Source organism: Lactobacillus sp., assembly GCF_051873315.1.
Lineage (GTDB): Bacteria > Bacillota > Bacilli > Lactobacillales > Lactobacillaceae > Lactobacillus.
Window position 1 is genome coordinate 1 of sequence record NZ_JBJEES010000135.1, and the last position, 23,531, is coordinate 23,531.

Genomic DNA, 23,531 nt, shown 5'->3' on the forward strand with positions numbered 1-23,531 from the left:
GGCCACCACCATGTGGTAGGACCGGTAGCCGGACGGCTTGGCGTTTTGAATATAGTCGCGCTCTTCGACGACTTCCAGGTCGTCTCTGGCGTGAAGCAGGTCAACGACCCGGTAGATGTCGTCGACAAACTGGCACATGATCCGGATGCCGGCAATATCCTGCATGTCGGTTTCGATCACGTCCGGGCTGATGACCCGCCGCTGCATTTTCTCTTTAATGGAGTCGACCGTTTTCACCCGGCCAACCACGAATTCTATTGGTGAATGCTCTCCCTTGGTCAAGAAACTCTGCCGGAGAGCTCTGAATTTAACTTTTAGTTCATTTACGGCTTCATTGTATGGCCATAAAAAAGTATCCCAATCAGTAATCACAGACATTTTCCTTCCATCTCAAACAAATTCATTTTAACATAGATGTTAGCGAAAGCACCAACGCAAGCCTTTTAATTTTTATCTAACAAAGGAGTTATCAAAAATGAGCAAGAACCGCGAAATTGAAGCCAAAGTCGCCCTGGACCAGGCTAGCTACGATGCTATTACCAGCGCCTACCCGGTCAAGAGCGATTTCAAGCAGAGCAACCATTATTTTGACACCCCGGACTGGCAGCTGAAAAAAGACCACAGCGCCCTCAGAATCCGCTGCTTTAAAGACCGGGCCGAGGAAACCATCAAGGTCCCGGTCAAGAAGCTGCAGGAAACCTACCATGAAAGCCTGGAAATCAATGATGACTTGACCCTGCCTGAAGCCGAAGACTTTTTGAAAGAAGGCAAGCCGAGCCTAGTTGGCAATGTCGGCAAGTATCTTTTGGAGCATTACCCGGACAAAGCCGGTCAGCTGACCCTTTTTTCCTGGAGCAAGACCCGGCGGATCCTTTTGGACGGGCCGAAGGGCTGCGAGCTGACTTTAGACCAGACCAGCTACCCGGATGGCTACCAGGACTGGGAAATGGAAATTGAAAATGACTCCCCGGCTGCCATCAAGGAAGCCCTGGAAGAAATCAAGACCCGCTTTGCCTTGCCGGTCAAGTCAGCCAACAACATGAGCAAGATTGCCCGGGCCAGCCTGCATGCCAAGCAAAAATAGCCGTAAGCTTTTCTTTTGTTTTCAAGTAAAAGTTTTGTTAAAGTAGCAGATGAAGCAAAAATTGGAGGTCGACCATGTTCGAACTTTTTCTGTTTATCAATCCGTTAGGCTTGTCCTGCTACCAGCTTGAAAAGCGCATCCGGCTGCTGGCGAAAGACTTGGAGCTTGAAATTTCCGTCAATTACATCCCCCTGGTAACCATGGAGGCCATGAAGGCCGACATGGTCAAGCGGAACTGGAATTTCAACACTTCCATCAATTTGGCCAATTACCATAATGCCTCAGTCAGCGCCCAGAGCTTTTACTATGCCGTCCAGATTGCTTATGGCAAAAAGAAGGCCAGGAGCTTCCTGTTTAAGCTGCAGGAAAGCTTGAGCGACGGCCAGCGGTCTTACTCTCCGGCCTTGGCTGAAGAATTGCTGACAAGCCTTAATATCAAACCAGAGAAAATTTCATCTACTTTGAACGACACCTGCTTAAAAGACGTTATTGCCCAGGACCAGCAGCTGGCCCGGAAATTCCAGGTCACTGCCCTGCCTTCAACTGTGGTTTTTGACGACCAAATTGACGACAGCGGCATCTTGCTTGACGGCGAACTAAGTGACGACGACCTCCTGCAGATTTTTCAAAATAGCGCTGACAGCTGCCTTGAACCCTTGATGCAGCTGACGGAGAATGCTCCGCTTTACTGCCCAGTCAGTCACCTTCATCTCTTATAGCCAGCCTCACCTTTAGGGGCTGGCTTTTTGCTGCAGAAATTTCAAGAGCCAGCTTTTCTCCCCTGGCAGCCGCCAAGTGGAAAAAGCCTCCCTGGGCAAGGTAAAGACGGTATAGCCGGTCAAGTACATCAATTCCCCCAGTTTCTGGCCCAGCTTGCTCTTTTCCTTCAGCTGCTGGTCCAGATAGTCCCGCTCCTTGACCCAGTCATCAGCCAAAGGCGGGGGCAAAAGGGGCCTAAAGTGCCACAAGGCAGCGATTCCTTCAGCGTCCAAAGCAAAATCTACCTGCCGGTAGAGCAGGGTCTGGCTGATGGGTGCCTGCTTGATCTGGTATTTTAGCCTGATTAGGCCTTCTTCTTGGTGGATTTCCAGATAATAGCTCCCCCAGGCCGGGTTTTCCCGAAAGAAAATCAGCTGGGTCTGCTTTAATTTTTCCCCTAAAAAATGCCTGCGGCCAACCAGCCAGACATCCTTGATCCCGATCGCCCGGTAAAGGGCATGCCGGTGGGCAAACTCTTCCTTGCTTAAGGGCGCGCACTGGACTTCAAAGGCCAAAAGCGGCGTGGCCAAAACGTCAGCCCGCAAGGCGCCTTCAGCCAGCGGCACCTCAGTTTTCGCTGCTAGGCCCGCCGCGGTCAAGGCAGCTTTCAGGAGCATTTTCCCCTGCCGGTGCTCCTCTTGTTCCCCCAGCCCCCGGTAAGCCTGGTAGTGCTTGAAAAAGGGCTCAGCCTTCTGCGACAAGACCAGGATCACCGGCTTTTGACAACGCGGGCAGCGGTAGACTTCCTGGTTGAGATAGGCCGGGTTTTCCCGGACCTTGCCAGCCTCGCTGACGGCCAGGACCAGTTCTTTGTTTAATAAAGCTGCGTACAAAATAATCCCCCATTAACTAGTACGCCAAAAGGGGGAGATTTTTTTAAAAAAGCTGAAAAAAATAAAAGGACTCCCGAAGGAGTCCGCAAATTATAGTCTATATTCTTATGCCCACTTGCTGGCAAACTGCCGGCGCAATGCCCCCAGAGCATCCTGCTGGAAGAGGCACTGGCCGTGGTCTTGGGCCTGCTGAAATTCGTCAGCGGACACCTGGCAGCCAAATTCATTGGCGATCGCCCAGGCATCAGCCGGCTTGATTTCCGCGTAATTCTCGTCCATGAAAGCCAGCTTGAGATAGAACTTCTGCTTGTAGTAGTAGACGCTGGAAGCCAGGTCGCTGACCTTGAGGCTGTCAGCCAAAGCCAGGAGGTCATCGATATCGTCAAAGGCCAGGACATGAGTCTCCTGGTAACTCCAGTAGTCCTCGTAGTCATCATCATCAGTGTTGCCCAGGTCCTGCATGATCACCGGGTCCATCTCAGTGTTGGCGTCATCAGCCGGATCCAGGTCAGAAAAGGCCCAGTCACCTTCCTCAACTGGCTCAGCTATATCGCCTCCGACCCCGTTAGCTTCAGGATCAAAGAAGCGCCGCATTTCTTCCGGCAGGTCGCTGTTATTATTCATCTTGGTAATCAAGAGATCGATCCCGCCATCGTTGGGCATGACTTGGAAAGTCACCGGCGCATCGCTGGCAAAGTCATTGTCCTCGTCTACTTCGCGCAGAACTGACAGGAAGAATTCCTGGACTCTTTCCCGGTTGCCGAGCAAGTCCAGAATCTTCAAGCCCCGCTGGTTCAGATCCTCCCGGGTCATGCTTACGCGGAGCGTATTCTCATTTACCTTTTCAACGCGCATTCTCAATCCCTCCTTTGTGTGTACTGTTATTGTAACCTAAAAAGCCGACAAAGCAAAAGCGTTAGCTTCTAGAAGCCAACGCCTTCAACTTTCTATTCTGAAATTATAAATCCTGGTCTGCCAGGCGCTTAGCCCGGGCCATTTCCAGCCTGCGCACGCTGCGCGGCAGGAAGCGGCGGATTTCATCTTCATTGTAGCCGACCTGCATCCGGCGGTCATCCAAAATAATTGGCCGTCTCAGCAGGCTTGGGTTCTTTTCAATCAAATCGATCAGTTCGTTCATTGAAATGTCGTCCAGGTCGATGTTCAGCTCTTGGAAAGCCTTCGACCGCGTTGACACGATTTCTTCCGTGCCTTCTTCAGTCATTCTCAGAACATGAATGATTTCTTCCCGGTTCAGAGGATCAGAAATGATGTTTCTTTCCTTGTAGGGAATATTGTGCTGTTCAAGCCATTGCTTTGCCTTGCGGCATGAGGTGCAGCTTGGAGAAACATATAAATCTACCATTGTTACCACGCTCCTTTAAAATGAGATTGCATGAACACACATTCGTTACTTACTATATAGTTTAACATGGATACTTACAAAAAGGAAGGGGGTAATTGGCTTTCTTTTAAATTTCTTAATTAATCGGACAAAAAAAGCGGTCAGCTCACGCTAATCGCTTTTAATTTGCTCTTTACTTGTCAGCCATCAGGTTCTTAACCAATTCGATGTTGTCTTCGTTGGTCAATGATTCCTTGGTAGCCTTGTCAGCCAGGCTGGCGAGTTCTTCAGTTGAGAGCTTCTTCATTTCGTTTCTGATCCGCAGAATTGAAGTTGCGCTCATTGAGTATTCGTCCAGACCCATGGAAAGCAGGATTGGGAACATAGTTGAGTCACCAGCTGCTTCACCACACATCCCGCACCAGATGCCAGCTTCGTGAGCTGAGTCGATCGTGTGCTTGATGAGACGGAGAACTGACGGGTTGTATGGCTGGTAGAGGTAAGAAACGTTTTCGTTGCCCCGGTCAGCAGCCATAGTGTATTGGATCAAGTCGTTGGTCCCGATTGAGAAGAAGTCGACTTCCTTGGCAAATTGGTCTGCCAAAACAGCAGCTGCTGGAACTTCGATCATCATGCCGACTTGCAGGTCGTCGCCAACCTTGACGCCTTCCTTGACCAGCTTGTCCTTTTCTTCAGCCAAAACAGCCTTGGCTTGGTGAAGTTCGTCCAAAGTACCAATCATTGGGAACATGATCCCCAGCTTGCCGTAAGCTGATGCTCTCAGTAAGGCCCGCAGCTGGGTCCGGAAGATTTCCTTGTTCTTCAAGGACAGACGAACGGCACGGATACCCAGGAATGGGTTCATTTCTTCTGGCAGGTCCCAGTATGACAGGTGCTTGTCGCCACCGATGTCCATGGTTCTGATGATAACCTGCTTGCCGTTCATGCCTTCCAGAACCTTCTTGTAAGCTTCAAACTGGTCTTCTTCAGTTGGGAAGTCGTTTGAGTTCATGTACAAGAATTCAGTTCTGAACAGGCCGACTGCTTCAGCACCGTTTTCCAGAACGCCGGCCAGGTCGTCTGGAGTACCGATGTTGGCAGCAATAGTGAAGTGCTTGCCGTCAGCAGTTACTGATGGTTCGTCCTTCAGCTTCCGCCATTCAGCCTTTTGCTTGGCGAAGTCGTCGCCCTTCTTGCGGTAGTCAGCCACTTGTTCTTCGCTTGGTTCAACGATGGCAACACCATCCAAACCGTCAGCGATCAGCATTTGGCCGTTTTCTACAGAAGTGGTGATCTTTTCAGTCCCGACAACAGCTGGGATTTCCAAAGACCGAGCCATGATGGCTGAGTGAGCAGTCCGGCCGCCCAGGTCAGTTACGAAGCCCTTAACGTACTTCTTGTTCAATTGTGCCGTGTCACTTGGAGTCAAGTCTTCAGCAACCAGAACTACTTCGTGGTCGATGCTTGCCAAGTTAGGCAATTCCTTGCCCAGCAAGTGCGCCATGATCCGCTTTGAAACGTCGCGGACGTCAGCGGCACGTTCTTGCATGTAGGCATTGTCAGTCATGCTTTGGAAGATAGTGATGAAGTTTTGGGCAACTTCGTCCAAAGCTGCTTCACTGTTGACAGCGTCGCTCTTGATCTTGGCGCTGATCTGGCCAGTGAATTCAGGGTCTGACAGGAACATCAAGTGGGCGTCAAAGACTTGCGCTTCTTCTTCACCCAAGCTTTCAGCTGCAACCTTGCGGATGTTTTCCAATTCAGCTTGTGATTCGGCAACTGCCTTGTCAAAGCGGGCTACTTCAGCTTCCGCGTCGGCAACGGACTTCTTTTCAAAAGAAAGGTCCGGTTCGACCAGGAGGTAGGCTGGAGCAACAGCAACGCCGTCACTGGCTGCGATACCCTTCAAAGTTTCAGTCATTATTCAGCCAAACCTTCTTTTGACATAGTTTCAGCAACAGCTGCGATAGCTTCCTTTTCGTCGTCGCCTTCAGCGCTGATAGTAACGTCTGCACCTTGGCCAACACCCAATGACATTACGCCCATGATTGACTTAAGGTTAACTGACTTGCCGTTGTATTCAAGGTTGATGTCTGAACCAAACTTTGAAGCAGCTTGTACCAACAAGGTAGCTGGACGAGCGTGAATACCAGTTTCAGCGATAATGTGAAATTCTTTCTTTTCCATCGTAAATTATCTCCTTTAAAAATCAAGAATTGGGTACCAAAGTACCGTTTCCCTTAAAGAATAACATGTTTTCGAGGTCATTACAACTTAATTTGTAAATGTTTTCATTAATACTTGGGCTTATTCTCGATCGAAGTATAGGTAATAACCCCGCCACGGCCAGCCCGGCCGGTAATTTTCTTGTTTTTCCCGTAATTGCGCAGGCTTTGCTGGAAGGCAAAAGCATCTTCCGGGTCCTTCTGCGGGTCGATCTGGTACTCAAGCAAGTCGCCTGAGACCAATTGCTCCAAAATATCAGTATAGTCCATATTAATGTTACAACCTCCTGTCCATTATTTTAGCGCAATTATTTGTCAAAATTAAAGGAAGAAGACTCAAAGGCAAGCTGTTTTCTTTCCAAGACTTAGCACTTGACTAACTAGAGTGCTAAGTCCTATAATTTAGGCAGAACTTTGATGAAAGGCGGTATTTTAACATGTTGTGTCAAAACTGCCACCAACGGCAGGCCTCGATACATCTTTACACGAAGATTAACGGCCAAAACAAAGAAATCGACTTATGTCAGCAATGCTACCAAGAATTAAGGAATCAACAAGGCAATCAAATGAACAATGACAACTTTTTCGGCGACTTTGACGACCTCTTCAATGCTTTGAACGGGCGGCCAAATGGCGCAAACCGTGACAACAACCAAAATCCATCCGGGCAAAACCCGGGCCGGGGCGGCAATGGCGGCGGCCAGTCCCTGCTTGACCAGTTTGGGACCGACTTGACCGCTTTGGCCAAGAAGGGCAAGATCGACCCGGTCATCGGCCGGGACCGGGAAATCGCCCGGGTGATCGAAATCCTCAACCGGCGGACCAAGAACAACCCGGTTCTGATCGGGGAAGCCGGGGTCGGCAAGACCGCGGTCGTTGAAGGCCTGGCCCAAGACATCGTAGACGGGTCCGTTCCAGCTAAATTGCAAAACAAGCGGATCATCTCCCTCAACATGGTTTCCATGGTGCAAGGGACCGGGATCCGGGGCCAGTTTGAACAAAGAATGCAGCAGCTGGTCAAAGAGCTGCAGAGCCAGCCAGACATCATCCTCTTTATCGACGAAATCCACGAAATCGTCGGCGCCGGCAATTCTGAAGGCGGCATGGATGCCGGCAACATCATCAAACCGGCTCTGGCCAGAGGCGAGCTGCAGTTAGTCGGGGCCACGACCATCAAGGAATTCCGGGAAATCGAAAAGGACTCCGCCCTGGCCCGGCGTTTCCAGCCAGTTGAAGTCAAGGAACCAAGCATCGACGAAACCATCAAGATCCTCAAGGGGATCCAAAAGCGCTACGAGGACTACCACCACGTCAAATACACTGACGATGCCATCGAAGCTGCCGTCAAGCTGTCTGCCCGCTACATCCAGGACCGCTTCCTGCCAGACAAGGCCATCGACCTTCTGGACGAAGCCGGGTCAAGAATGAACCTGACCATTCCTTACATCGATAAGGAAAAGATCCAGGAAAGAATCGACGCGGCTGAGAAGCTCAAGCAGGACGCCTTGAAGAATGAAGACTACGAAAAGGCTGCCTACTACCGCGACCAGATCGAAAAATACGAAAAGCTGAAGGACCAAAACGTCGACCCGGACAAGACCCCAACCATCACGGCCAAGGTCATGGACAAGATCGTCGAAGAAAAGACCAACATCCCGGTCGGCGATATCCAGGCCCAGGAAGAAAACCAGCTGGCCAACCTGGCCAGCGACCTCAAGGCCAAGGTTATCGGCCAGGACGAAGCCGTTGACAAGGTGGCCCGGGCCATCAGAAGAAACCGGATCGGCTTCAACAAGTCCGGCCGGCCAATCGGCTCCTTCCTCTTCGTCGGCCCGACCGGGGTCGGCAAGACCGAGCTGGCTAAGCAGCTGGCCTTGAAGATGTTCGGCAGCGAAGATGCCATGATCCGCTTCGACATGTCCGAATTCATGGAGCAGTACTCTGTTTCCAAGCTGATCGGGTCAGCTCCGGGTTATGTCGGCTATGAAGAAGCCGGGCAATTGACCGAACGGGTCCGTCACAACCCATACAGCCTGATCCTTTTGGACGAAGTTGAAAAGGCCCACCCAGATGTTTTGAACCTCTTCTTGCAGATTCTTGACGACGGCCGTTTGACTGACTCACAAGGGCGGACTGTCTCCTTCAAGGACACGATCATCATCATGACCTCAAACGCCGGCCAGGGGATCAAGACGGCCAGCGTGGGCTTCGCGGCGGAAAACAACAAGAACGAAGCTGAAGAAACCCGCAAGGTGATGAGCCAGTACTTCAAGCCAGAATTTCTGAACCGTTTTGACGACATCATCCAGTTCCACCCATTGACCAAGGGCAACCTCCTGCAGATCGTCAACCTCCTTTTGGACAAGACCAACGCCATGGTCAGCGACCAAGGCCTGCACATTACGGTTACTGACGCGGCCAAGGACAAGCTGGTTGAAGAAGGCTACGATCCGGAAATGGGTGCTCGTCCGCTTCGCCGGGTAATCCAGGAAGAAATCGAAGACAAGGTGGCCGACTACAAGCTGGACCACACTGAAGCCAAGCAATTAGTCGCCGACTTAAAGGATGGGGAAATCGCAATCTCTGAAGAAGTCCCTGCCCTGCCGGCAGCTGAAGCAAGTGAAGAAAAATAACTATCTCTGAACAGAAAAAACAAGGATTCTCCAAAAAGGATCCTTGTTTTTTTCTTGAATGCGTTATAATGAAAGTGAGGGGAATATCAGAGACAAATAGAAACGGGTGAAGTTTTATGCACTTAATTGATGTTACTAATAGCTATGCCGAATTAGTTCACAGTCAGCTAAATACTACGAGCGTGAACTACGTTAAAGTTTACTCCTTAGGCAACACTACCGTAGTTTATACCGAAAGCCCAATCGCCATCGGGATTGTATTAGAAAACCACCACCGCAAGATCCGCGAAGAAGAACTCGAATTCGTGGCCAAGCGGCTGATTCCCGACCGGACCAGCTACCAGCTCACGGTTGACAAGCACCGCCGGGTGGTTGAAATCCACGTTGACAAGTAATCCCTGCAAAAGAGCCCTGACGGGCTCTTTTTTCATTCCTTCTTTTCCTTTTCTTCGTTAGCTCCCTATTTCTTTTATCTTCCTTTTTTCTTTTCTGCGAAAAATTCAAAAAATACCCGTTTTTTAGCAAAATTGAAGATTTACTTGCGAAAAATAGCCTTTTTTTCAAAAAATCCGCCAGAATTGATCTATGTCAATTTTTTTATTAAGAAATAGTTCTACAATTTGCTTTGAGCACTGGAAAGCGCTTTTAGAAAAGAAAGTGAATGTGTAAAAAGCAGCAATTTTAAACTGTTGATTTGGTAAAAACAAGGAGGTACTAAACATGACAGTTTATCCGGATTACTTTTATGCTGAAAAAGACTTTGACAAGAGCCACATGGGCTACAAGCCGCTGACGATTCCAGCAGGCGTTGAGGCCCAGCCTTTAGCCGTTCCCCCGCTTTTAGCGCCGGACAAGGTTGATGGCAATGACATCTACTACACCATCGAAGCTCAGGAAGGTGAAAGCCAGATCCTGCCAGGCAAGAAGACCAAGACCTGGGGCTACAACGCTCCCCTTTTAGGCCAGACCCTGGTAGTCAAGACCGGGCAAAGAGTCCACGTGCGCCTCAAAAACAGCCTGCCTGTCCTCACTTCATTCCACTGGCACGGCATGGAAGTTCCGGGACCAATTACTGACGGCGGCTGCCACGCCCCAGTTTACCCTGGTGAAGAAAAAGATATCGAATTTACGGTCAAACAGCCTGCCGCTTTGACCTGGCTGCACGCCCACCCATGTCCGTCAACGGCCATGCAGGTCTGGATGGGCCTGGCCATGGGGGTCGTGGTTACTGATGACAACGAAGCCCGCCTGCCTATTCCAAAGAACTACGGGGTCGATGAATTCCCAATTATCCTGCAGGACCGGACCTTCCACGACAACCAGCTTGACTACCGGGCCGACTACGACCCAATGGGCGTCTTTGGTGAAGTTCCTTTGATCAACGGCGTGGTTCGTCCTTACGTTGACGTAACCACCCAAAAGGTCCGCCTGCTCTTCTTGGGCGGGTCTGACCGCCGGGAATGGCGCCTGCACTTTGAAAACGACCTGACCATGACCCAAATCGGCGGGGACGACTCCTTCCTCAGACACCCGATTGAGGTCAAGAAGCTTTTGATCGGGCCAGGGGAAAGACAGCAGGTCATCGTTGACTTTGCCGGCTACAAGGAAGGCGACGTTGTCAGCCTCTACACTGACGACTTCAAGCTGGTTGAATTCCGCATCCACGCCTTTGAAAAAGACGACCGGGAGCTGCCATTCAACATCTTTACTCCAGATGACCCGGCCGTAAACAGCGAAGCACCAGTCCGCCACGTGACTATGGACGACCACGACAAGATCAACGGCCTCCGCTTCTCCATGGAAAGAATCGACATGAAGCAGACCTTGAACTCAGTTGAATACTGGGACGTAACCAACACCAACAACTCTGCTTCAGGGATGCTGCACCCCTTCCACATCCACGGTGCCCACTTCCTGGTCGTTTCCCGTAACGGGCAAAAGCCTAACCCAAACGAAATCAATGTCTACAAGGACACTATTGAAGTCGGCCCAGGCGAAACTGTCCGCTTGAAGGTCTACTTCCAAAATGCCGGGGTCTTCATGTACCACTGCCACATCATCGAACACGAAGATGCCGGCATGATGGCCCAGATCCAAATCGTTGACCCGAAGGACCCGGACAAGACCTACAAGCTGATGGACATGGAAACCATCACGAACGCCTTTGCTGAAGAAATGGGCGTTGAACCAGGTGAAGTCTTCATGCCAGGGATGGACGTTGAAGACATGGACATGGGTGCCTGCTTCCACGCGGCTGAAGCCGAAACCAGCCGCCGCTTGGTTGAAGCCGTTACTGCCGCTTCAAGAGCCGGCCACGGCCATCACGACGCTTCATCGGGTGCCAGCCACCACGACGCGACCAGCGGGGCCAGCCATCACTAAGAAGTAATTGGAGGAAAAGAATTATGATGAACAACAACCTTTACTTGAAGATTTTATGGGTCTTGCTGTACGGGATCGTCGTCTTCTACACCTTTACGGATAAGATGATGATGGCCATGTACTGGATGGCCGGGGTAATGTTTGCCCAGTCCGTCATTGACCTCGTTTACTACTTTTTGCCAAAAAGCAAAACAGAAATGACTGAATGCTAGTCAGTCAAAACCAATCATGCACTAAAAAAACGATGCCTCGCGGCATCGTTTTTCTTGTTTACTTGCTTTTTTGCATTACAGCTTTTCCGTCAGTTCCACATCCGGGTACTTGTCGTGGAACCAGCGTTCAGCAAAAGCATTTTCAAAGAGGAAGAGTGGATTGCCGAAGCGGTCCTTGACCAAAAGGTTCCGGCTGGAGGACATCTTCGGGTCCAGCTGGTCAGGATTGATCCAGCGGGCTACCCGGTGGCCGATGGACGTCATTTCAACTTCGGAGTTGTATTCATTCTTCATCCGGTACTGGAAGACTTCAAACTGCAGCTGACCGACCGCCCCCAAAATGTAGTCGTCGGTCTGGTAGTTGCGGTAGAGCTGGACGGCGCCTTCTTGAACCAGCTGGTTCATCCCCTTGTGGAAGGACTTCTGCTTCATGACGTTCTTTGGTGAAACCCGCATGAAGAGTTCCGGGGTAAATTCCGGCAGCGGCGGGAATTCCAGCTTGCGCTTGCCAGCGTAGATGGAGTCCCCGATCTGGAAGTTGCCGGTGTCGTACAAACCAACAATGTCCCCAGCCACGGCTTCAGAAACCTGGACCCGGGCACTTGATTCAAATTCAACGGCATTGTTCAAGCGGACCGGCTTGCCGGTTCTGGCCAGGGTTACGTCTAGACCCTTGCTGAATTCCCCGCTGCAGACCCGGACAAAAGCAATCCGGTCTCTGTGCTGGGGGTTCATGTTGGCCTGGATCTTGAAGATAAAGCCGGAGAATTCATCATCATCTGGCTTGAGTTCTTCATCCCCGTTGACTTCGTGCTCGCCTGGCGCTGGAGCTAAGTCAACGAATTGTTCCAGGAAGGTCTCCACCCCAAAGTTGGTCAAGGCTGACCCAAAGAAGACTGGCGTCTGCTGGCCGGCTAAAACTTTTTCCCGGTCAAAGCTGGCTCCGGCCCCTTCCAAAAGCTCGATTTCACCCAAAGTTTCTTCAAACTGCGGATCATCAGCCAAAGGACTGCCTGCTGGCGCCTTCCCGTCTTCTAAAGCGATAAAGCGGTCTTGCCCTTCTTCCGGATGGTAGAGTTCAACCCGCTGGTTAGCCAGGTCATAAAGGCCCAGCAGGCTCTGCCCCATCCCAATTGGCCAGTTCATGGCCACGCCTTCAATGCCCAGGACTTCTTCCAGTTCAGCAACCAGGTCCAAAGGTTCACGGCCATCTCTGTCCAGCTTGTTCATGAAGGTGAAGACCGGAATCCCTCTTTGCCGCACGACCTTGAAGAGTTTCTTGGTCTGCGGCTCAATCCCGCGGGCGGAGTCGATGACCATGACCGCGGCGTCAACCGCCATCAAGGTCCGGTAGGTGTCTTCTGAGAAGTCCTGGTGGCCTGGGGTGTCCAGGATGTTGATCCGCTTGCCCTGGTATTCAAACTGCATAACGGATGAGGTAACGGAAATCCCACGCTTCTTTTCGATTTCCATCCAGTCACTGGTGGCGTAGTTCCCGGTTTTCCGGGCTTTAACCGTCCCGGCGCTCCGGATCACCCCACCCAAGAGCAGCATCTGTTCCGTAATCGTCGTCTTACCGGCGTCGGGGTGGGAGATGATCGCGAAAGTCCGCCGCTTATTTACTTTGTCTAAAAGTTCTTTGTTCATTATTCTTCAGTTTCTTCCTCGTAATTTTCTTCTGGCAGGGTCAACAAGACCGTCAAGAGCCGCGACCCCCGCATTCTTCTGGTCGTCAAAACCATGCCGTTGTCCAGGGGCACCTCCAGCTGCTCGCCTCTGCCCGGGATCACGCCCAATTTGGTGATCATGTAGCCGGCCAGGGTGTCGACATCTTCCATTTCCAGGTCAGTGCCAAAGCGTTCGTTGAAGTCAGTCAAAGGCATCTTGCCATAAATGACAAACTGGTGCTCATTCAGCTGCCGGACCAAAACTTCGGCCTTGTCGACCTCGTCATCGATATCGCCGACAATTTCTTCGATCAAGTCTTCAATGCTGGCCAGGCCAGTCACCCCGCCATATTCATCAGTTAGGATGGCCAATTGCTGCTGGCTGGTCTGCATCTGCACCAGCAAGTCATCCAGCTCAATCGTTTCCGGGGCAAAAAGGGGCGGGGAAATCAAGCGGTCATAAGTCAGCTGGTCAAAGCCGTGCTGGCGGGCCTCTCTAAGAATGGTGCGGATGTGGATGACGCCCACGATCTGGTCCTTGTCCTGGCGGTAGACGGGAATTCTTGAATAAGGCTGGCGGAGAATGTCATCCAGGTTTTCCTCCAGGTCATCCTCAATGTCGATCATGAAAGCGTCAGTCCGCGGCACCATGACTTCCCGGGCTACTTTATCGTGGAAAGCCATGCTGCCCTCAATCATCGAATATTCGGTATCAGTCAAAACATTGCCAGCATGCAGCTGGTCAATTTCAGCCTGCAGCTGGTCCTTGCCGCCTTCTTCATTGCTGGAAAAGCGGCTTCTCAATTTGTCAAACAGGCTGCCGGTCGCAGGGTCGCTTGTCATTTTGTTAACTCTCTTTCGTAAAATCCTTAAATATTTACATTATAGCATATGACCTTACTGTAATATGTTAAAATACCCCAGTAGAAAGAGGTGTTTTACCAATGAAAATGCGCCGCATTATGTTAGTTTTCGTCTTCCTGCTCTTGATTCCCTACATCTGCAGCCTGGCCATCATCGGGATCGGCTACAATGCCCTGGTCCTGCACTCGACAGACCCCTTCCGCACGGCTGTAGGGGCCTTTGTCGGGGCCATCATCATGCTGGCCGTCAAGGCCACCATCCAGCGGCCCTTGAATTTGCTGGCCGGAGACATCTATGACAGCTTCCTGCAGCAGATTCTCCGCTTCTTCAGCATCCGCCGCCGGCCGCTCCTGCAGGTCGCCAACTTCATCCTGGACTTTGTCCTCTGCACCCTGGCCACGATCGTGATCCGCCTGCTTTTGCCCCTGGAATGGATCGTCGGCACCTCCATGGGCTTCGTCATCTTGATCATGTTCATCTCAACTTGCCTGGGGGCCTACATCGAGTACGACAACCTGTCCATTGATGCTGAAATCAATCAATCTTAATTCTGACTGACCGGGAGGTAAAGGCTCTTGGTCAGTTTTTTATTGCCTAAATCCAGCTGGCGGAGGATGTAAGGGTTAGGATTCTCTTCCAGCTGAGCCTGGAAGTCGCTGCCTAAATCACCGGCTTCATCCAAAAAGCGGGGCAGTTCGAAGTTCAGCGGCAGGTCAAAGTAGGCCGCGTTGGCCGTCTCTTCTTTTTGGAAAACCTGGGCGCTTGGCAGGGAAAATTTAAGCAGGCCGCTAACTTCGCTGCCCTTAGGCGCGATCACCCCATACCAGTACATGAAGTTTTCCGGGCCAAAAACGATCAAAGACGCCCGCTGGTCGTCAAGGCCGGCTGCTTTAACAAAGTCTTGAAAGGCCGGGTTGGCTTCCAGTTCCTGGTTGGCGGCCGCGAAGGTTCCGTTTGCGTCCATCATCCGGTCAGGAAAAGCCTTGCCGATAAAAGTAAGTTCGTTGATTTCTGTCTGCATTTCTCTGCTTCTTTCTATTGCTAGTATTCTTCCAGTTCTTCTAAAGGAATGATCTCCCCGGCCAAAAAGGCACTGATTTCATCCCCGGAAAAGCCGTGGCTGTACAGGTACTGCCGCATCTTCTGCTCTCTTACGCCCGGCTCATAGCGCTTGAAGCGCTTGTAGGCCTTAAGGCCCTGCTTGGCTAAAGCTTCACGCTCCTGGTCCTCGTCAGCTTCCGGGACCAGTTCCTGGACTACTTCCTGGGCCAGGGAGCTGGAGAAGCCGTGGCTGAGCAGTTTAGTCTGCATCTTGCGGTCAACTTCCCGCTTGGCAATCTTTCCCTGCTGGCCTAAAAGCGACTTGACCAGGCGCTGGCCAACCTCGGCCCATTCCTCATCAGTCACGTCCGCCAGGGCAGCTTCGATTAAGTCATCGTCAACGCCCTTTTTCTTTAAATCCCGGCGGACAGCCCCTGGTCCATTCTTGCCGACCTGAAGGTCATTTTTGACAAAAAGGCGGGCATAAGCCTCGTCGTCCAGGTAGCCAAGGTCAACCAATTCTCCTACCGCCCGCTTGGCCGCTGACCGGGAAATTTCATGCTGGCTGAGATAGTCAGTCACTTCCTTGACCGTCCGGGGCTGGTAGGACAGGTATTTGGCCGCCAGGTCACTGGCCTTGGCAACAGCCTCAAAGTCCAGGATCTCATTGACCTTCTGGGGGGTAAGCTCCTGGCCCTTGAGCAGGACAAATTCTGCCAGGGTCTTTTCGCTGACGGAAAAAGCATATTCCTGGTCCAAAAAAATATTGTAGCGCCCCTGCCGCTTTTGTGCACTAACTTTCGTGATAATGGCCATTTTTTCCTCCTTATTTGGCAAATCTGGCAACTCTATCTTAGCAAATTGCCGCAAAAGCTGCGAAAAACTTGCGTCCCTTTTAAAAAGCCCGGTATAATAGTATGTCAAAAAGTTTCCAGTTTTTTATTGTAGAAAGAATAAGCAAGAAGAAGGCATCACATGCAGAAAAAACATTTTTCAAAAAATGCTCCTCAAGAGCGGCACGTCATCATCACCATCAAACGGCTGGGGATCAACGGTGAAGGGATCGGCTACTACAAGCGCAAGATCATCTTCATCCCCGGCGCCCTGCCAGATGAAGTCGTGGTGGCCAAGATCGTCAAGGACCACCCCCAATACCTGGAAGGCGAATTAGTCCGGATCAAGGAAGCCAGCCCGGACCGGGTTCCCTTCCCATCCGGCGTTGACCCGAGAATCGGCGGCCTTGAACTGGCCCACCTGTCCTACGAGGGCCAGCTCAAGTTCAAGAAGGACAACCTGGTCTCTGCCCTTGAAAAGTACCACCCGCGGGGCTACAAGAATTACAAGATCAAGAACACCATTCCGGCGCCGGATCAGTGGCACTACCGGGCTAAGGCCCAGTACCAGATCGAACGGGAAAACCATCATGTTTCCCTTGGTCTGTATGCCCCTAACTCCCACCAGTTGATCGACCTGCCGGAAATGCCAACGCAAAGCAAGGACACCCAGGATACTGAACGGGCCATCCGGGATTTGATCATCAAGCTCCGCGTCCCGATTGCCAACCGCCGGCGCAACTTGCCAGGCGTTAAGACCATCGTGGTCCGGCAAGCAGAAGCCAGCCAGGAAATGCAGGTAACCTTGATCACCGTTGGCCACAAGCTGGACAATCTTCTCCAGCTGGCTGATGAAATCATGCGCCTGCCAAAGGTCGTTTCCGTCTACCAAAACGAAACTGACTGGCAGAACCCGCAAGTCTGGGGGAACAAGACCAGCAAGCTCCGGGGCAAAAACCAGATCACGGAAGAAATCATGGGCAAGAAGTTTGCCTTGAGCCCCCGGGCCTTCTTCCAGCTGAACCCGATCCAAACGGCAACCCTGTATTCTGAAGCCTTGAAGCTGCTCAGCTTAACGCCGGACATGACCTTGATTGACGCTTACTCAGGGGTTGGTACCCTGGGGATCTTAGCCGCTGACCAGGTCAAGCAGGTAGTCGGGATCGAAAGCATCCCTGAAGCCGTTTTGGACGCCCAGCACAATGTTGAGCTCAACCATGTCAGAAACGCTGAATACTTGCAGGGCAGCGTGGAAAAGCTCCTGCCCCGCTTAAAAGAAGATGGCCTGCCAATCGACGCCTTGATCGTCGATCCGCCGCGGACCGGCCTGGCCAAGTCTTTGATCAAGACCCTGCTCAGAGTCAAGCCAGCCAGCTTCGGCTACATTTCCTGCAACCCGTCCACCCTGGCCCAGGACCTGGTGCTGCTCAGCGAGGCCTATGACGTCCGGGTCATCGAAAACGTCGACATGTTGCCGCAGACGCCGCGCTGCGAATGCATCGCCAAGCTGACCCTGCGCAAGTAATAAAAAGAAAATAAGCATTAGAAAAGGCGAGAAGATCAAATCTTCTCGCCTTTAAACTGCCCCCGGCAGTCTTTCCAAGTGGATGAGGTAGCTCATCAAATTAATAGTCACGATATTCAATTTTAAGAATTCACCAATGGCTAATACCGGCTAAGATAAAACAGTCACTTGTTCGAGTTTTACGTGCTAGCGTATGAAATGAATTAGACTATTGTGTATCGCCACTTGGTTAAAAGCTTCAAGCCTTTATTTTGGTCTCAATAAGAGAGACAGCGAATAATAATTACAATCTGGAGATAAAAACTTCTGTTCAGTTGTTTTCTACCTCTTCCACGCCTTCAGTATAGCATGAGATGCAAACGCTTGCAAGAGACTATTTGCCGTATTTTGCTAAAAATTGCTTGACCGTGCGTGCATACAAGGCCGGATTGTGCTCATAGGACTTGGCGTGCTGGGCCCCTTTGACGATCAAGAGCTGCTTTGGCCCCCGGCTGGCCCGGTAATTTTTATAAACCATTTCGGTCGGCACGAAAGTATCCTTGCTGCCATGGATAAAAAGCATGGGCCGGGTATTCTTCTTCAGCTGCTTAATGCTGGAAGCCTGGGCCAAAAAGTAGCCGGCTTTTAACTTGGTAATTCCGCTCAAGATTTCCACCAGGGGAAAACGCGGAAAGGCCGGCATATTGTAAAGAGCTTTGGCTTCGTGCTCAATTTCGTTTTTGGCACTGGTGTAGCCGCAGTCTTCGATGAAGCACTTGACCTGCTTGGGCAAGGTTAAGCCGGAAGTCATCATGGTCGTGGCCCCGCCCATGGAGACCCCGAAAATCACGATCTTGCTCTTTTGGCCATTTTTCTTGATTACCTGCTCGGCCCACTTTTTAACGTCGTTTTTCTCCAGCCAGCCGTAGCCGACATACTTGCCCTGGCTTTGCCCATGAGCTTCCGCGTCCGGCAAGAGGGTGTTGTAGCCCAGGGAGTGGAAAAGCTGGGCGTAGGCCCCCATATTTTCCTTGTTGGACATGTAGCCATGCAGGATGATCACGGTCTTGGCCGAGTTTTTGGCTGGAATATAATTGGCCCGGAGGAGATAATTGTTCTTAGCCGACCGTATCTGCCAGTGCTGCTTTTTCACCTGCTTGTACCAGAGCTTCTGCTTGTACTGGGGCGTGGACTTGGTCAACTTCACCGTCCCGTTGGTCACGAAGCTTTTCTTGCCCGGCACCACAGCCATGTTGAAAAAGTAGTAGCCGGCCCCGGCAAGGGCCAAGGCTAAAACAGCCAAAATGCCGGCCAGGATTTTGACCAGCCGGCTGGACTTGGATTTCTTTTGCTTCTTCTTATTCACCTGTTTTTTGTCCTCTTCCCTCATTATCTATAGTTTCTGTTATTTCTATCGCTTTGTAGCTTTATTTTTAGTAATATGAACAGTATACCACAATAAAAAAAGAAAGGATTATTTATGCTGCTCGCAGATTTTTTACAGCTTCTGACTGACCTGGGCGGGCAAAACGCCCTTTACCTGCAGGTAAAAGACCAGACCCTCCCCCTCAGCAAGTTCGTCCTGGCCCGGGAAGACTGCCAGCTCTTGTGCGGCAAAAAGCCCCTGACCCTGGCCAAATTCCGTCAGCTGACCGGCAAGGGGAGCAAATCCATCCCCCTCAGCTTCTATTGCCAGGAAAAAGAAATCTCCGTCTACGGAATCCAAATCCTGCCGGCTGAGAGAAAAATCGTCTGCAAGTGACATATAAAAAGAAGCTGCCTGATCTTCAGACAGCTTCTTTCTTTGCTTAGATTACTTAGCGGCTGGCTTCTTGCCTTCGCTTTCCAGCTTCTTGCCCAGGTCAATGATGTACTTGCGCAAAGCATCCTTGGTTTCTGGGTGACGGAGGCCGTATTGGATGGAAGTTTCCATGTAGCCTTCCTTGTTGCCGACGTCAAAGCGATCGCCCTTGAATTCATGGGCGAAGACCCGCTGGGTCTTGTTCAAGGCGTCGATGGCGTCAGTCAATTGGATTTCACCGCCAGCACCGGCCTTTTGCTTGTCCAGCATGTCAAAGATTTCCGGAGTCAGCAGGTAGCGGCCAATGATAGCCAGGTCACTTGGGGCCTTGTCAACGTCTGGCTTTTCCACGAAGGCCTTAACGTTGTACAGGCCTGGAGCAGTTTCGCCGATTGGGTCGATGACACCGTACTTGTTGACTTCTTCATGTGGCACCTTCATGACCGCGATGGTTGAAGCGTGGGTTTCATCGTAGCAGTCGATCAGCTGCTTGGTCAAAGGCGTCTTGTCTCTCATCAAGTCGTCGCCCAGCATAACCACGAAAGGTTCGCCGGCGATGAAGCTGCGGGCCCGGTTGACGGCATCCCCCAAACCGTTTGGATGCGGCTGGCGGGTGAAGTAAAGGTTGACCTTCATGTTGGACATGGTGGTTTCCCGGACCAGCTTCAAAAGCGCGTCCTTGTGCTTTTCAGTCAAGTTGTCTTCCAGTTCCGGGTTTGAGTCAAAGTGGTCTTCGATTGACCGCTTGCTTCTGCCAGTAACGATCAGAATGTCTTCAATCCCTGAAGCCATGGCTTCTTCAACGATAAATTGAATAGTTGGCTTGTCGACGATTGGCAGCATTTCCTTAGGCATGGCCTTGGTTGCTGGCAAAAATCTGGTTCCCAAACCGGCAGCTGGGATGATCGCTTTTCTGACTTTCATGTATTTACATCCTCTTTTCTTAACTTCGCACATTAATGAAAGCATTTTAAATGCAAGCGTATAATAACATATTTCTAGAGAAGAATCTAGTAAAGCTAGACCAATCTCCTAGAAAATGGACAATTACTTTTTCCGCCGCTTGGCAATAAACTCGGCCAAAGGGCCGTTGGAATAGGTCGCTGGCCCGTAGCGCAGCTGGTCCAAGCTGACGTTGACCGCCGTGCCAAAAAGCAAAAGAATGGCCAGGAGGTTGAGCCAGAGCATAAAAATGATAAAAGTTCCAACTATACCATAATTTTCCCATTTGACCGGAAAATTTTTCAAATAGAAGGAAAAAAGATAAGACAAGGCTTCCCAGCCGGCTACCGTCACGATGGTCCCGGGCAAAACCGCCTTCTTGAAGTGAACATTGGGCGCTACTGCGTTGAGGTAATAGACCCCGATCAGCATCAAGACCAGCAGAACCAGCCAGCGGTAGCTGAAGAGCCTGTCGATCCAGTCCAGAGACAAATTGAGGTAGGGCGCCAGAAAATGCAGGACTTCCTGGCCAAAAACCACAACCAGTGCCAAAAGGATAAACATGGTGACCATCAAAGCGCTGAAGATCACGGTCAAGGTCCGGTTCCAGATAAAGTGCCAGAAACCAAGTTTCAGTTCCTTGTTGTGGACGCCATACAGACGGTTCATCCCGATTCTGACCGCGTTCACCATACAGGACATGGACCACAGGGCCAAGATCGCACCGAAGGAGAAATAGCTGGTCGAATTCGACTTAAGCAGGGTCTCAACGATCGGTATGATATAGCGGGCCACGTCACTTGGAAAAATCATTTCTACATAATCGACAATCGGGCCCGTGTCCAAGTGAAACCAAGGCAGGGCGTTACCGATAATGATGACGATGGGAAAAATTGAAAACAGGATGTAGTAGGCAATCACGATGGAACTTTGAAAAATCTCCCCTTGGGAAACGACCGAGGAAAGAGTTGCAAAAAAGCGCCGGACCCCCTTTTGTCCTGGCTCAACTTTTTCCGTCATGCCTAGTCTTCCATTTCGTCAAAGTGCGGGATGTACTTTTCCAGGCCGTCGTATGGCTTTTGCAAAGTCAAGATCTTCGGGCCGTCCTTGGTGATGGCAAAAGTGTGCTCGAACTGGGCTGACTTGGACCCGTCCGGAGTAGCGTAGAAGACCCAGTCGTCATTCGGGTCGTCAACCGTCTTTTGCAAAATCCGCCAGTCCCCGCCGGCTTCAACCATTGGTTCAACGGTGATGGTCATGCCTTCGCGCAGACGCAAACCGTGACCGGCCTTGCCCCAGTGAGGAACTTCCGGGTCTTCGTGGATAGATGGCTGGATGCCGTGGCCGATCAGTTCCCGGACGTCACCGTAGCCTTCTTCATCTTCAACATAATGCTGAATGACAGCGCCGATGTCCCCGATACGGTTGCCGACAACTGCCTGGTCGATCCCCATGTACATGGCCTTCTTGGTCACGTCCATCAAGTGCTGGTCTTCTTCTGAGATCTGGCCAACCCCGTAAGTGGTGCAGGAGTCTGATTCGTAGCCGTTCAAGTTGCAGGTTACGTCAACCTTGACCAGGTCGCCTTCCTTTAAGAAAACATTCTTGCGGGGAATGTTGTGGGCAATTTCATCGTTGACTGAGATGCAGGTACCGTACTTGTAGCCTTCAAAACCTTGTTCTGACAAGCGGCCGCCCCGGCTGGAAACGAATTCCTGGCAGAATTCTTCAATGTCCCAGGTGGAAATGCCCGGCTTGATCACGTCACGCAGGGCCTCGAACATAGTTGCCAGCAAGTGGCCTGAAGCCTGCATGCCCTTCAATTCACGAACAGATTTAATAGTAATCAATTTGTTTTTCCTTTCATAATGAAGTAGTTTGTCTTCACCATTATAACCTTTTTTAAAAGTTTGCTAAAGTAGCAAAGCGCCCAATTCGCCAAGCTCGGGCAAATCGTGTATAATACTCTAGAAATTGTTTTTTGGGAGCTTAACTTATGAGAGCAAAGATTGTTTTTGCCAGCATGACCGGCAACGACGAGGATATGGCTGAAATCCTGGAGGAAGACCTGCTGGACCAAGGCCTGGAAGTAGATTCTTCTGACGTCAGCTTTACTGACGCCAGCGATTATTTAGACAGCGACCTGTGCGTCTTCATCACCTATACTTACGGCGAAGGCGCCATGACTGACGAAATTGCCGACTTTTACGACCAGCTCAAGGAGCTGGACTTGACCGGCAAGTCTTTTGCGGTCATGGGTTCAGGCGACAAGACCTATAAGGAACACTACTGCGAGAACGTTTATGACTTTGAGAAGGCCTTTCTGGCCTGCGGGGCCAAGGAACTGATTCCCCCGCTCACGGTTGAAAACGCACCAGACGATGAAGACATCGCCCGCATCGATGAAGCTGCTGAGGAGTTGGCGGACAAATTAAATGGATAAAAATTTTAACCGGCGGCGGGCTTTAGGTGAACGGATCTTCAAGCGCCACCGCAATTTATGGGTCTACATGTTCTTCGGCTTCATCGCGGCCTTGATCAACACGGTTGTCTTCATGTTCATGCATGACGTTTTGCACACCGTCTTGGTCATCGACAACACGGTTGCCTTTATCGTATCCAACCTGGCCTCCTTCTGGTTCAACCACAAGGCGGTCTTTACCAAGAACGTGGACCATGAGCACAGTTTGTGGCAGAAGCTGCTGTCCTTTTTTGCCTACCGGATCATCAGCCTGCTGCCGGACACCTTGATCATGTGGCTGGGGATGAGCATCTTCGGCTGGCCGGCCTTGATCGTCAAGATCATCGACCAAATCCTGGTCGGCATCTTCAACTACCTGACCACCAAATCCGTCTTCGAGCAACAGGAAAGAAGCCTCAGACGGAAACTGGAGAAGAAAATTAAAAAGCGGTGAAGCTGAGCTTCACTGCTTTTTTCATTCATGCAAGTTGTTTAATTAGGCAAAGTCGGCAGTTTTTTGCTCCTTTTTGCCGGCAAAGTACCAGGCAATGTCATTTAAGATCCGGTCGCTGGCCTGGCCATCGCCGTATGGGTTCTTGGCTTCAGCCATCTTCTTGTAGGCAGCTTTGTCATTCAAAAGCTCCAGCATGGCTTCCTTAACCGCGTCTTCTTCAGTGCCAACCAGTTTCAAGGTTCCGGCCTTGACCCCTTCCGGCCGCTCGGTCGTGTCCCGCAAGACCAAAACCGGCTTGCCTAAAGACGGAGCTTCTTCCTGGACCCCGCCAGAGTCGGTCATAATAAAGTAGCTGCGCTTGGCCAGGTTGTGGAAGTCGACCACGTCTAAAGGCTTGATCAAGTGAATCCGGGGATCACCGCCTAAAACTTCTTTGGCAGCTTCCTGGACTTTTTGCGAAAGGTGGACCGGGGAGACGATTTCGACGTCATCAG

Annotated in this window: 27 protein-coding genes; 11 read left to right on the plus strand and 16 right to left on the minus strand. The window is 51.0% G+C overall.

Translation table 11 applies throughout. The features are described from left to right. On the minus strand, positions 1–372 hold a 372-nt coding region (locus ACI32D_RS07985), incomplete at its 3' end, for a GTP pyrophosphokinase (RefSeq protein WP_439776075.1). Positions 373–475: 103 nt separating this feature from the next. On the opposite strand from ACI32D_RS07985, the gene ACI32D_RS07990 reads away from it, so the two are divergent. Continuing rightward, positions 476–1,084, plus strand: coding sequence for a CYTH domain-containing protein (locus tag ACI32D_RS07990; protein ID WP_439776053.1), 609 nt, complete (start codon positions 476–478; stop codon positions 1,082–1,084). Between the two features lie 74 nt (positions 1,085–1,158). After that, complete coding sequence (locus tag ACI32D_RS07995) at positions 1,159–1,803, plus strand: DsbA family protein (RefSeq protein WP_439776054.1); 645 nt, start codon at positions 1,159–1,161, stop codon at positions 1,801–1,803. Between the two features lie 12 nt (positions 1,804–1,815). Here ACI32D_RS07995 and ACI32D_RS08000 read toward each other — a convergent pair whose 3' ends face one another. The 6 genes from ACI32D_RS08000 to ACI32D_RS08025 form a co-directional block, all read right to left on the minus strand. Next, entirely contained in the window at positions 1,816–2,676 is an 861-nt protein-coding gene (locus ACI32D_RS08000; RefSeq protein ID WP_439776055.1) for a competence protein CoiA family protein, read from the minus strand. 105 nt (positions 2,677–2,781) lie between these two features. After that, positions 2,782–3,531 (minus strand): adaptor protein MecA, encoded by a 750-nt coding sequence (locus tag ACI32D_RS08005; RefSeq protein ID WP_439776056.1) that lies wholly within the window; start codon positions 3,529–3,531, stop codon positions 2,782–2,784. 103 nt (positions 3,532–3,634) lie between these two features. Then, on the minus strand, positions 3,635–4,039 hold the full coding sequence (gene spxA, locus ACI32D_RS08010) for a transcriptional regulator SpxA (protein ID WP_270447465.1): 405 nt from the start codon (positions 4,037–4,039) through the stop codon (positions 3,635–3,637). Positions 4,040–4,211: 172 nt separating this feature from the next. Further along, a complete protein-coding gene (gene ptsP / locus ACI32D_RS08015; protein WP_439776057.1) occupies positions 4,212–5,939 on the minus strand; it encodes a phosphoenolpyruvate--protein phosphotransferase in 1,728 nt (575 codons plus the stop codon). Further along, complete coding sequence (locus ACI32D_RS08020; protein WP_003614073.1) at positions 5,939–6,205, minus strand: phosphocarrier protein HPr; 267 nt, start codon at positions 6,203–6,205, stop codon at positions 5,939–5,941. The genes ptsP and ACI32D_RS08020 overlap by 1 nt, the downstream gene beginning before the upstream one ends. 107 nt (positions 6,206–6,312) lie before the next feature. After that, positions 6,313–6,513: a hypothetical protein gene (locus ACI32D_RS08025; protein WP_296225879.1), complete on the minus strand. Its 201-nt coding sequence runs from the start codon at positions 6,511–6,513 to the stop codon at positions 6,313–6,315. Between the two features lie 167 nt (positions 6,514–6,680). On the opposite strand from ACI32D_RS08025, the gene ACI32D_RS08030 reads away from it, so the two are divergent. From ACI32D_RS08030 to ACI32D_RS08045, 4 genes are all read left to right on the plus strand, one after another. After that, complete coding sequence (locus tag ACI32D_RS08030) at positions 6,681–8,876, plus strand: AAA family ATPase (protein ID WP_439776058.1); 2,196 nt, start codon at positions 6,681–6,683, stop codon at positions 8,874–8,876. A 116-nt stretch (positions 8,877–8,992) separates the two neighbouring features. Continuing rightward, on the plus strand, positions 8,993–9,271 hold the full coding sequence (locus ACI32D_RS08035) for a DUF1827 family protein (RefSeq protein ID WP_439776059.1): 279 nt from the start codon (positions 8,993–8,995) through the stop codon (positions 9,269–9,271). Positions 9,272–9,596: 325 nt separating this feature from the next. Beyond that, the gene (locus ACI32D_RS08040; protein ID WP_439776060.1) at positions 9,597–11,258 is read left to right on the plus strand and encodes a multicopper oxidase family protein; all 1,662 of its coding nucleotides are present in this window, start codon (positions 9,597–9,599) and stop codon (positions 11,256–11,258) included. A gap of 23 nt (positions 11,259–11,281) precedes the next feature. Beyond that, entirely contained in the window at positions 11,282–11,470 is a 189-nt protein-coding gene (locus ACI32D_RS08045) for a hypothetical protein (RefSeq protein WP_439776061.1), read from the plus strand. Positions 11,471–11,545: 75 nt separating this feature from the next. Here the strand turns inward: ACI32D_RS08045 and ACI32D_RS08050 are convergent, their stop codons facing one another. Together ACI32D_RS08050 and ACI32D_RS08055 are read right to left on the minus strand one after the other, a co-directional pair. Continuing rightward, positions 11,546–13,117, minus strand: a complete 1,572-nt coding sequence (locus ACI32D_RS08050; protein ID WP_439776062.1) for a peptide chain release factor 3 — start codon at positions 13,115–13,117, stop codon at positions 11,546–11,548. Continuing rightward, complete coding sequence (locus tag ACI32D_RS08055; protein ID WP_439776063.1) at positions 13,117–13,980, minus strand: hemolysin family protein; 864 nt, start codon at positions 13,978–13,980, stop codon at positions 13,117–13,119. Before ACI32D_RS08055 ends, ACI32D_RS08050 begins: the two co-directional genes overlap by 1 nt. Positions 13,981–14,081: 101 nt before the next feature. Here ACI32D_RS08055 and ACI32D_RS08060 point away from each other — a divergent pair, with 101 nt between their 5' ends. Continuing rightward, entirely contained in the window at positions 14,082–14,549 is a 468-nt protein-coding gene (locus tag ACI32D_RS08060; RefSeq protein WP_439776064.1) for a hypothetical protein, read from the plus strand. Here ACI32D_RS08060 and ACI32D_RS08065 read toward each other — a convergent pair. Then, positions 14,546–15,022, minus strand: a complete 477-nt coding sequence (locus ACI32D_RS08065; protein WP_439776065.1) for a hypothetical protein — start codon at positions 15,020–15,022, stop codon at positions 14,546–14,548. The genes ACI32D_RS08060 and ACI32D_RS08065 overlap by 4 nt on opposite strands. A gap of 20 nt (positions 15,023–15,042) precedes the next feature. Further along, a complete protein-coding gene (gene recX / locus ACI32D_RS08070) occupies positions 15,043–15,858 on the minus strand; it encodes a recombination regulator RecX (protein WP_439776066.1) in 816 nt (271 codons plus the stop codon). Between the two features lie 159 nt (positions 15,859–16,017). Here recX and rlmD point away from each other — a divergent pair, with 159 nt between their 5' ends. Further along, a complete protein-coding gene (gene rlmD / locus ACI32D_RS08075; RefSeq protein WP_439776067.1) occupies positions 16,018–17,400 on the plus strand; it encodes a 23S rRNA (uracil(1939)-C(5))-methyltransferase RlmD in 1,383 nt (460 codons plus the stop codon). Between the two features lie 373 nt (positions 17,401–17,773). On the opposite strand, the gene ACI32D_RS08080 is transcribed toward rlmD, so the two are convergent. Further along, positions 17,774–18,769 carry an alpha/beta hydrolase gene (locus tag ACI32D_RS08080; protein ID WP_439776068.1) on the minus strand — a complete coding sequence of 332 codons (996 nt, stop codon included), beginning with the start codon at positions 18,767–18,769 and terminating at the stop codon, positions 17,774–17,776. Positions 18,770–18,859: 90 nt separating this feature from the next. Here ACI32D_RS08080 and ACI32D_RS08085 point away from each other — a divergent pair, with 90 nt between their 5' ends. Next, positions 18,860–19,141 carry a hypothetical protein gene (locus ACI32D_RS08085; protein WP_439776069.1) on the plus strand — a complete coding sequence of 94 codons (282 nt, stop codon included), beginning with the start codon at positions 18,860–18,862 and terminating at the stop codon, positions 19,139–19,141. A 51-nt stretch (positions 19,142–19,192) separates the two neighbouring features. On the opposite strand, the gene galU is transcribed toward ACI32D_RS08085, so the two are convergent. From galU to map, 3 genes are all read right to left on the minus strand, one after another. Continuing rightward, positions 19,193–20,104, minus strand: coding sequence for a UTP--glucose-1-phosphate uridylyltransferase GalU (gene galU, locus ACI32D_RS08090; RefSeq protein ID WP_439776070.1), 912 nt, complete (start codon positions 20,102–20,104; stop codon positions 19,193–19,195). Positions 20,105–20,227: 123 nt separating this feature from the next. Continuing rightward, complete coding sequence (locus ACI32D_RS08095) at positions 20,228–21,142, minus strand: YihY/virulence factor BrkB family protein (RefSeq protein WP_439776071.1); 915 nt, start codon at positions 21,140–21,142, stop codon at positions 20,228–20,230. Positions 21,143–21,144: 2 nt separating this feature from the next. Continuing rightward, positions 21,145–21,972, minus strand: coding sequence for a type I methionyl aminopeptidase (gene map, locus ACI32D_RS08100; RefSeq protein WP_003612256.1), 828 nt, complete (start codon positions 21,970–21,972; stop codon positions 21,145–21,147). A 146-nt stretch (positions 21,973–22,118) separates the two neighbouring features. Between map and ACI32D_RS08105 the strand changes: the two genes are divergently transcribed. Both ACI32D_RS08105 and ACI32D_RS08110 read left to right on the plus strand, forming a co-directional pair. Beyond that, positions 22,119–22,565: a flavodoxin gene (locus ACI32D_RS08105; protein ID WP_439776072.1), complete on the plus strand. Its 447-nt coding sequence runs from the start codon at positions 22,119–22,121 to the stop codon at positions 22,563–22,565. Then, positions 22,558–23,037 carry a GtrA family protein gene (locus ACI32D_RS08110; RefSeq protein ID WP_439776073.1) on the plus strand — a complete coding sequence of 160 codons (480 nt, stop codon included), beginning with the start codon at positions 22,558–22,560 and terminating at the stop codon, positions 23,035–23,037. Before ACI32D_RS08105 ends, ACI32D_RS08110 begins: the two co-directional genes overlap by 8 nt. A 42-nt stretch (positions 23,038–23,079) precedes the next feature. On the opposite strand, the gene ACI32D_RS08115 is transcribed toward ACI32D_RS08110, so the two are convergent. Beyond that, positions 23,080–23,531, minus strand: a 452-nt coding sequence (locus ACI32D_RS08115) for a UDP-N-acetylglucosamine 2-epimerase (protein ID WP_439776074.1), incomplete at its 5' end; no start/stop codon positions are given.